We start from the raw sequence: 7,255 nt of genomic DNA on the forward strand, positions 1-7,255 counted from the left end.
GAAAGAACCACGGCGAGAAGCGATGTCGGCACCGGCGCATGCGCGCCCTTTCGGAGTTCCATGGTCCCCGCATGATGCCACGCCGCACCGACAGGGTTTTCGGAGCGCTGGCGCGCTCGAGTTCGCGGCCCCTCCTGTCCCCGGGGGGGGGGGGGGGGGGGGGGGGGGGGGGGGGGGGGGGGGGCGGGCGGGGCCGGGGCGCCGGGGGGGGGCGGGGCGGGGGGGCGGGGGGGGGGGGGGCGGGGGGGGGCCCGGCCCCCGCGCCCCCCCCCCCCCCCCCCCCGCCGTCAGTCGAGCGGCTTGCGCAGGGCCGCGACGAACATCGCGTCGGTGCCGTGGCGGTGCGGCCAGAGTTGAGCCGACGGTCCGTCGCCGATGCCGGTGACGCCCGGCAGGCAATCGCGGGTGTCGAGTTGTTCGGCCCCGGAGCGGCGGACGAAATCGCCGACGACACCCAGGGTTTCGGACAGGTGCGGCGAGCACGTGGAGTACACGACCACGCCGCCAGGGCGCAGCAGATCCCAGGCGGCGCCGAGGAGTTCGCGCTGCAGAGTGACCAGTTCCGGGACGTCGGCCGGGGTGCGCCGCCAGCGCGCCTCGGGGCGGCGGCGCAGGGCACCGAGTCCGGTGCACGGCGCGTCGACGAGGATCCGGTCGTAGCCGGGGGCGAGACCGCTGTCGCGGCCGTCGGCGACGTGCACGGTGACCGGCAGGTCCCTGGTCGACTTGCGGACCAGTTCGGCGCGGTGTGCGGCCGGTTCGACGGCGTCGACGGTGAACAGGTCGATCGCGGCGAGGGCGCCGAGCAGCGCGGCCTTACCACCGGGACCGGCGCACAGGTCCAGCCAGCGACCCTGGTCGGGGCCGTGCAGCGGCGCCCTGGTGAGCGCGAGGGCCACCAGCTGGCTGCCCTCGTCCTGCACCGCGGCGATGCCGTCGCGGACCGGCTCCAGCTGTCCGGGGTCGCCGCCGTCGAGGTAGACGGCATACGGCGACCAGCGTCCTTCCTCGCCGCCGGTGACCAGGGCCAGTTCCTCGGCGGTGATCTCGCCGGGCCGCGCGACCAGGTGCACGAGCGGGCGCGCGTCGTCGGCGGCGAGCAGGTCGGCCAGCTCCCCGGCCTCGGCGCCGAGCGCGTCGGCGAAGGCCTGGGCGATCCAGGTCGGATGGGCGTGTTCGAAGGCGAGCGCGCCGACGGGATCGGTGGGCGCCAGTTCGGCCACCCACTGCTCGGCGGTCTTCTCCCCCGCGCGCCGCAGCACCGCGTTGACGAATCCCGCACGCCCCTGGCCGAATTCGGCCCTGGCCAGGTCGACCGAGGTGTCCACCGCGGCGTGCGCGCCGATGCGGGTGCGCAGCAGCTGGTAGACGCCGAGCCGCAGGATGTCGAGGATCGGTCCGTCGATCTCGGCGACCGGACGCCCCGCGCACGCCGCGATCACCGCGTCGAGCTGGCCGAGCGATCGGCAGGCACCATAGGTGAGTTCGGTCGCGAACGCCGCGTCGCGCCCGCTGATCTTGCGCTCCCGCAACAGCTTCGGCAGCACGAGATTCGCGTAAGCCTCCCGGTCCCGCACCGCGCGCAGCACATCGAGGGCCACCTCGCGCGCCGGATCCACCGGCTCCCCACGCCGCTTGCGCGGGCTCGGCACGCTCGGATCGGCCCGCTCGTCCCGCCGCCGCCCGCCACCGCGCTCCGCGGGCCGCCCGCCACCCGGGGCATCGCGCCCCGCCCTGGCATCGCCGCCGGTCCGGACCCGCTGCGAATCCCCGCCCCGCACATCACGTTCCGCGCCGGACCGACTCCCGGCACCACGCCCCTGCCCGCCCGAGCGCGCACCACCGGAACGATCTTCGCGCCGGCCGCCCCCGCCGACCGAGCCACCGCGGCCACCGCCCGAACGCCGCTCGCCGCTGTCGCCGAATCGCTGGTCCGCCGTGCCGCCGCCACCGGAACGGCGGTCGCCGGCATCGCCACGACCACCATCGACACGGCGCTCATCGGCGGCACCGCGTCCGCCACCGGATCGGCGCTCGTCGGGACGGTCGGCGCCGGCACGCCGGTCGCCGACAGCGTCGCCGCGGCGGCTGTCGGCGCGGCGGGACGCGGTGGAGCCCCGGTCGTCCGACCAGCGGAAACCACCCGCGCGCGAGCCGCCACGATCCGAACCCGAGCGGCGGTCCTCGCCTGCCGGTACGGTGCCGCCGCCCTTCGCGGCGCGCGCCGCCCAGCCGCCGTCGACGTTCTTGCCGGTCACTTTGCGATCGTCCCGTGGTGCCGCGCCGGAGCGCTGGTCGGCTTCGCGGCGACGCCTGCGGTCGGAGGCACTCATCCGATCACCGTGCCGGGGGCCAGGCGGGCGCCGCGGGCCCAGTCGAGGGCGTTCATCATCTTCTTGCCGGGAGGCTGGACCCGGCCGAGGCGGACCGCCGTGGTGGCCGTGCCGACGAAGACGCCGGTCTTGCGCACCTCGATCTCGCGTTCGGGCAAGGTTTCCTCCACCATCTCCACGGGACCGAGCTTGAGGCGCAGTCCGTTCATCTCGGTCCACGCCCCCGGCGCCGGGGTGACGGCGCGGATTCGGCGGTGGATGGCCAGCGCGGGCTCGTCGAAGCGGATCCGGCCCGCCTCCACGGTGACCTTCGGCGCGTAGGACACGCCGTCGGTGGCCTGCGGAACCGCGCGCAGGGTCCCGTCTTCCACTCCGTCGAGGGTCTTCTCCAGCAGTACGGCGCCCGCGTCGGCGAGCCGGGCGAGCAGTTCGCCCGCGGTGTCGGTGACCTCGACCGGCTCGGTCATCACGCCGTAGACCGGGCCGGTGTCCAGGCCCGCCTCGATGAGAAAGGTCGACGCGCCCGTCATGTCGTCGCCCGCGTCGATCGCCGCCTGGACCGGCGCCGCGCCGCGCCAGGCCGGCAGCAGCGAGAAGTGCAGATTGATCCAGCCGTGCCGGGGGATGTCGAGCACTCGCTGGGGCAGCAGGGCGCCGTAGGCCACCACCGGACAGCAGTCCGGGTTCAGCTCGGTGAGCGCGGCGATGAACTCCGGGTCGGCAGGCTTGGCCGGGGTGAGCACGGGGATGCCGTGCTCGTCGGCGAGCTGTCCGACCGGCGAGCGCATGATCTTGCGCCCGCGGCCGGCGACCGCGTCGGGCCGGGTGACCACCGCGACGACCTCATGGCGTTCGCTCTCGATCAGCCTGCGCAGGGAGGGCACCGCGGGTTCGGGCGTGCCGGCGAAGACCAGGCGCATCAGTGGCCACCGCCGACACCGCTGGACTCGCGCACGGTGATGCCCGCCTTGAACCAGTCGGATTCGCGGATGGTCCGCATGGCGTCCTTGCGGTCGGCGGGCTCGAGCTTGTTGATGAACAGCACGCCGTCGAGGTGGTCGGTCTCGTGCTGCACGCACCGCGCCAGCAATTCCGTGGCCTCGAAGTCGATCGGGGCGCCGGTCCGGTCCACTCCGGTGACGTGCACGCGCAGCGCGCGGCGCACGTCGTAGCGCACACCGGGAATCGACAGGCAGCCTTCCGGTCCGACCTGTTCGTCGTCGCCGATCGCGGTCCACACCGGATTCACCACGTGCCCGGCGGCGTCGCCGGTGTCGTAGACGAACACCCGCAGCCCGACCCCGATCTGCGGCGCCGCCATGCCGACGCCACCGTCGTCGTGCATGGTCTCGGTGAGGTCGGCGACGAGCTGGGCCAGTTCGGCCCCGAACTCGGTCACCGCATCCGCACGGGAACGCAGAATCGGATCGCCGAACAGGCGAACGGGCTGGATGGTCACGCGGCGGCTCCCGGCTGGACGATGGGCGGTCGTCCTATTCTATGGACCGCGCCTCAGGCCTGTTGCCGCCGCACCATCTCGGTGATCCAGATCGGCGCGAACGGGGAGGTGCAGTTCGGCGGGGTCGGGTAGTCCGCGAGCACTTTCAAGCGCTCCCCGATGTCCAAGGCCCTGGCCCGGTATCCGGGATGCTCGATGCCGATCTGGGCGAGGCAGGTGTTCATCGCCCATTGCAGCCGGTCGGGCGCGTCGGCCATCTCGGCCTCGATGGTGTCGAGGAGCGCGGCCAGGTCCAGCCCGTCGGGCCGTTTCACGACACGCTCGCTGGTCAGCGCCCAGCCCGCGCTCGCGACCACCGGGTCGGGGTCGGTGAACCAGGACAGCCGCAGGTCCTCGGCGTGCGGGTTCTTCTTCACCACGTAGTTGACGAGCCAGTCGTGCACCTTGGGGGTGCGGGCGTCGCGGAGCATGGTGTCGAGCTCGGCGCGGTCGTAGGCCTTCGGGCGGCAGATCAGCAGCGCCAGCAGGCGTGCGGCGGTGTCGCCGGTCGCCCACAGCTCGCGCGCCAGGTCCTGCTGGGTCTTCAGCCGTTTCGCGACGGCGCGCAGCTGGGTGAGGTTCACGCCGTGATCGTCGCCGTGTTTCTCGTTGACGGCCCGGATCTTCGGGTTGTCGAGCGCGGCCAGCTCGGCCAGCAACGCGGGCACGGTCTCCTCGGGCACCGGGGCCTCCTGTCCTCCCTGGGGAATGCCAGCCTACGAGAGGACAGGAGACCGGCGTCAGGAGTTGCCCGCGATGATCACCTGGGGAATGCCGGTGCCGAGCGATACCGGCCGGCAGACCGGCGCCGGCGCGTGCTCGGGGTCGAGCACCCGCAGCAGCAGTTGCTGCACGAACGGGTCGTAGACCAGGTGGAAGTGGCCGGTCATGTCGTCGGCGCACAGGTCCTGCAGGACGAGGTTCTCCGCGCCGGGGCCGTGCAGGGCGATGTTGTCGAAGGGCTGGATCATCTCGTCGACCCGGCTGCCCACCGTCACGTACCGGACGCCGGGGACGGTGTCGCCGCCGGCGTTGAGCTCGACCATCAGCGGCTCGCCCTGCGCCTGCTGGACCGCGGCGGTCGAGGTGACCTTGGCGTAGACGTCCATCATCCCCGGAATCGCCTGCCCGACCGGGACCAGCCCGTACATGACCCCGCCGTAGCTCGGGGAGGCCAGCCCGACCCAGGTGCCGACCTTCGGCGCGCCGCCGAGCTTGTTCACGTAGTACCGGCTGACGTTGGCGCCCTGCGAGAACCCGACGAGGTCGACCTTCGCCGCGCCGGTGGCCGCGAGCACGTCGTCGACGAACGCGGCGAGCTGGGCGAAGCTGATGCGCATGTCCTCGGTGCCGAAGGTGTCGGCGCCCGGCGCGCCGCCGTAGTTCAGCGCGAACACGCACATGCCCGCGTCGACGAGCTGCGGACCGATCCCCGCCCAGTCGGAGTAGGCGCTGGAGTCGGTACCGTGCACGAGCACCACCGGACGCGGATGCGCGGCCGTTGGCCGGCAGCCGAAGTCGTTGACCCCCAACGGAACAGCGGAGGGGTGGGTGTCGATATACCGCGCGGCGGAGAGATGGTCACTCTGCCGCGGTCCGGCCTCGGTCGGCACCACCGGGGGCCGATACCCCGCGGGCGCGGCGGCGACCGGTGCCGCGGCGTGCACCCCGAACGCCGCGACGACCGCCACCGCGAGCGCGCCCGCGCGTCGCTTTTGTGCCATTCCCCAACCCCACAACCGATTCCGTTGTTCCATATCCCAAACAAGTACCCGACCGGCGCGGGTTTCGCATCCTCGAAACCGGGTATTCTTTGCCCCTAATTTTCAGGGTCGTCGCGACACGGCCTCGACACGCCGCGACCTCGGCCATTCCGGTCCCCGCCGATCCCGACCGAACTATCCTTGAACTGGACAATCGTTCAGGAAGACTTCGCCGGAGGGTCATCGTGACGGGACCGGAAGTTTGTGATGTCGTGGTGGTCGGCGCGGGGCTGGCCGGACTCGCCGCCGCCAGGAAGCTCCACGATCGCGGCCACCGCGTGCGCGTGCTCGAGGCCCGCGACCGCGTCGGCGGACGCACGCTGAACGAGCCGATCGACGACGAGCACATCGTCGAGGTCGGCGGCCAATGGATCGGGCCGACCCAGCATCGCGTCCTCGATCTCGTCACCGAACTCGGGCTCGAACTGCACGCCACCCACCAGCACGGCGACACCCTCGTCGAGTTCCGTGGCCGCTCCAGGCGGTACCGCGGGAACGTCCCCGCGCTGCCGCCGCACGTGCTCGCCGACGTCGCCCAGGCCCAGCTGCGCCTGGACCGGATGGCCCGCAAGGTGCCGCTGGAGGCGCCGTGGACCGCGCCCCGCGCCGCCGAGTGGGACAGTCAGACCCTCGACACCTGGCTGCGCCGCCACGTGCGGACCCAGGGCGGCCGGGACGTGTGCGCCCTGGTGTGCCAGGCGGTCTTCGCCGCCGAACCCGCCGACCTGTCGCTGCTGCACTTCCTGTTCTATCTCCACTCCGGCGGCGGCATCGATCAGCTCACCTCGACGACCGGCGGCGCCCAGCACTGGCGCGTGGTCGGAGGTACGCAGCGCATCGCCGAGGAAATGGCACGACAGCTGGGCGAGGCGGTCGAGCTGTCGAATCCGGTGCGCCGGATCGAGACCACCGACCTCGACGTCACCGTCGTCGGCGACCGGCACACGGTGCGCGCCCGGGCGGTGATCGTGGCCATCCCGCCCACACTCACCGCGCGGATCAGCTACGACCCGCCGCTGCCCGGTCACCGGGATCAGTTGGCGCAGCGCTTCGTTCAGGGCTCGGTGGTCAAGTGCATGGCCGTGTATCCCGAACCGTTCTGGCGGCGCGACGGCCTCAACGGCCAGGCGACCAGCGACGTCGGCCCGGTGAAGCTGTGTTACGACAACTCCCCGCCCGACGGCGCCAAGGGCGTCCTGCTCGGCTTCCTCGAGGCGAATCACGCGCGCAGGCTCGGCCGGCTGCCGCTGCCCGAGCGCCGCGCCGAGGTGCTCGGTTGTTTCGCCCGGCATTTCGGCCCCGCGGCCGCCGATCCCCTGCGCTACCTGGAGAAGGACTGGAGCCAGGAGGAGTGGACCAGGGGCTGTTACGGCGGCTACCTGCCGCCCGGCGGCTGGACCGCCTACCGCGACACCGTCCGCGCCCCGGTCGGCCGGATCCATTGGGCCGGAGCCGAATCGGCGACGGTGTGGAACGGGTACATGGACGGGGCGCGCACCCCCGGGGGGCGCGCCGCCCCCCCCGGGCTCACCCGGCAACACCGCCTCCCAGGCGTTGTTCGCCGCGGTGGCCCGGGAGCGCGGTGCGGAATTGCGCACCGTCTCCCTGTTCGAAACGCACGATTTCCCCGATTCACACGAGGCAGAGCAGCTGTATGTCAT

At 72.8% G+C, this 7,255-nt stretch carries 6 protein-coding genes; 1 reads left to right on the forward strand and 5 read right to left on the reverse strand.

All coding sequences use genetic code 11. From position 1 onward, the window contains the following. Window positions 1-287: 287 nt before the first annotated feature. The 5 genes from QH270_RS27140 to QH270_RS27160 form a co-directional block, all read right to left on the reverse strand. Window positions 288-1,601, reverse strand: coding sequence for an RsmB/NOP family class I SAM-dependent RNA methyltransferase (locus QH270_RS27140; protein WP_432420435.1), 1,314 nt, complete (start codon window positions 1,599-1,601; stop codon window positions 288-290). 728 nt (window positions 1,602-2,329) lie between these two features. Continuing rightward, the gene (gene fmt / locus QH270_RS27145; protein WP_280346887.1) at window positions 2,330-3,253 is read right to left on the reverse strand and encodes a methionyl-tRNA formyltransferase; all 924 of its coding nucleotides are present in this window, start codon (window positions 3,251-3,253) and stop codon (window positions 2,330-2,332) included. Further along, window positions 3,253-3,792, reverse strand: a complete 540-nt coding sequence (gene def / locus QH270_RS27150; RefSeq protein ID WP_280346888.1) for a peptide deformylase — start codon at window positions 3,790-3,792, stop codon at window positions 3,253-3,255. The genes fmt and def overlap by 1 nt, the downstream gene beginning before the upstream one ends. Before the next feature lie 53 nt (window positions 3,793-3,845). Next, window positions 3,846-4,514 (reverse strand): DNA alkylation repair protein, encoded by a 669-nt coding sequence (locus QH270_RS27155; RefSeq protein ID WP_280346889.1) that lies wholly within the window; start codon window positions 4,512-4,514, stop codon window positions 3,846-3,848. Between the two features lie 57 nt (window positions 4,515-4,571). Then, window positions 4,572-5,555 (reverse strand): esterase/lipase family protein, encoded by a 984-nt coding sequence (locus tag QH270_RS27160; protein WP_280346890.1) that lies wholly within the window; start codon window positions 5,553-5,555, stop codon window positions 4,572-4,574. 224 nt (window positions 5,556-5,779) lie between these two features. On the opposite strand from QH270_RS27160, the gene QH270_RS27165 reads away from it, so the two are divergent. Continuing rightward, window positions 5,780-7,255 (forward strand): flavin monoamine oxidase family protein (locus QH270_RS27165; RefSeq protein WP_280346891.1); only part of this gene is annotated, 1,476 nt, incomplete at its 3' end.

The organism is Nocardia neocaledoniensis, from assembly GCF_029868625.1.
Classification (GTDB): domain Bacteria; phylum Actinomycetota; class Actinomycetes; order Mycobacteriales; family Mycobacteriaceae; genus Nocardia; species Nocardia neocaledoniensis_A.

What these genes read in the sequence shown, in the direction of transcription:
- fmt (WP_280346887.1), bottom strand. Translation starts at nt 3,253, where the DNA reads ATGCGCCTGGTCTTCGCCGGCACGCCCGAACCCGCGGTGCCCTCCCTG.
- QH270_RS27160 (WP_280346890.1), bottom strand. Translation starts at nt 5,555, where the DNA reads ATGGCACAAAAGCGACGCGCGGGCGCGCTCGCGGTGGCGGTCGTCGCG.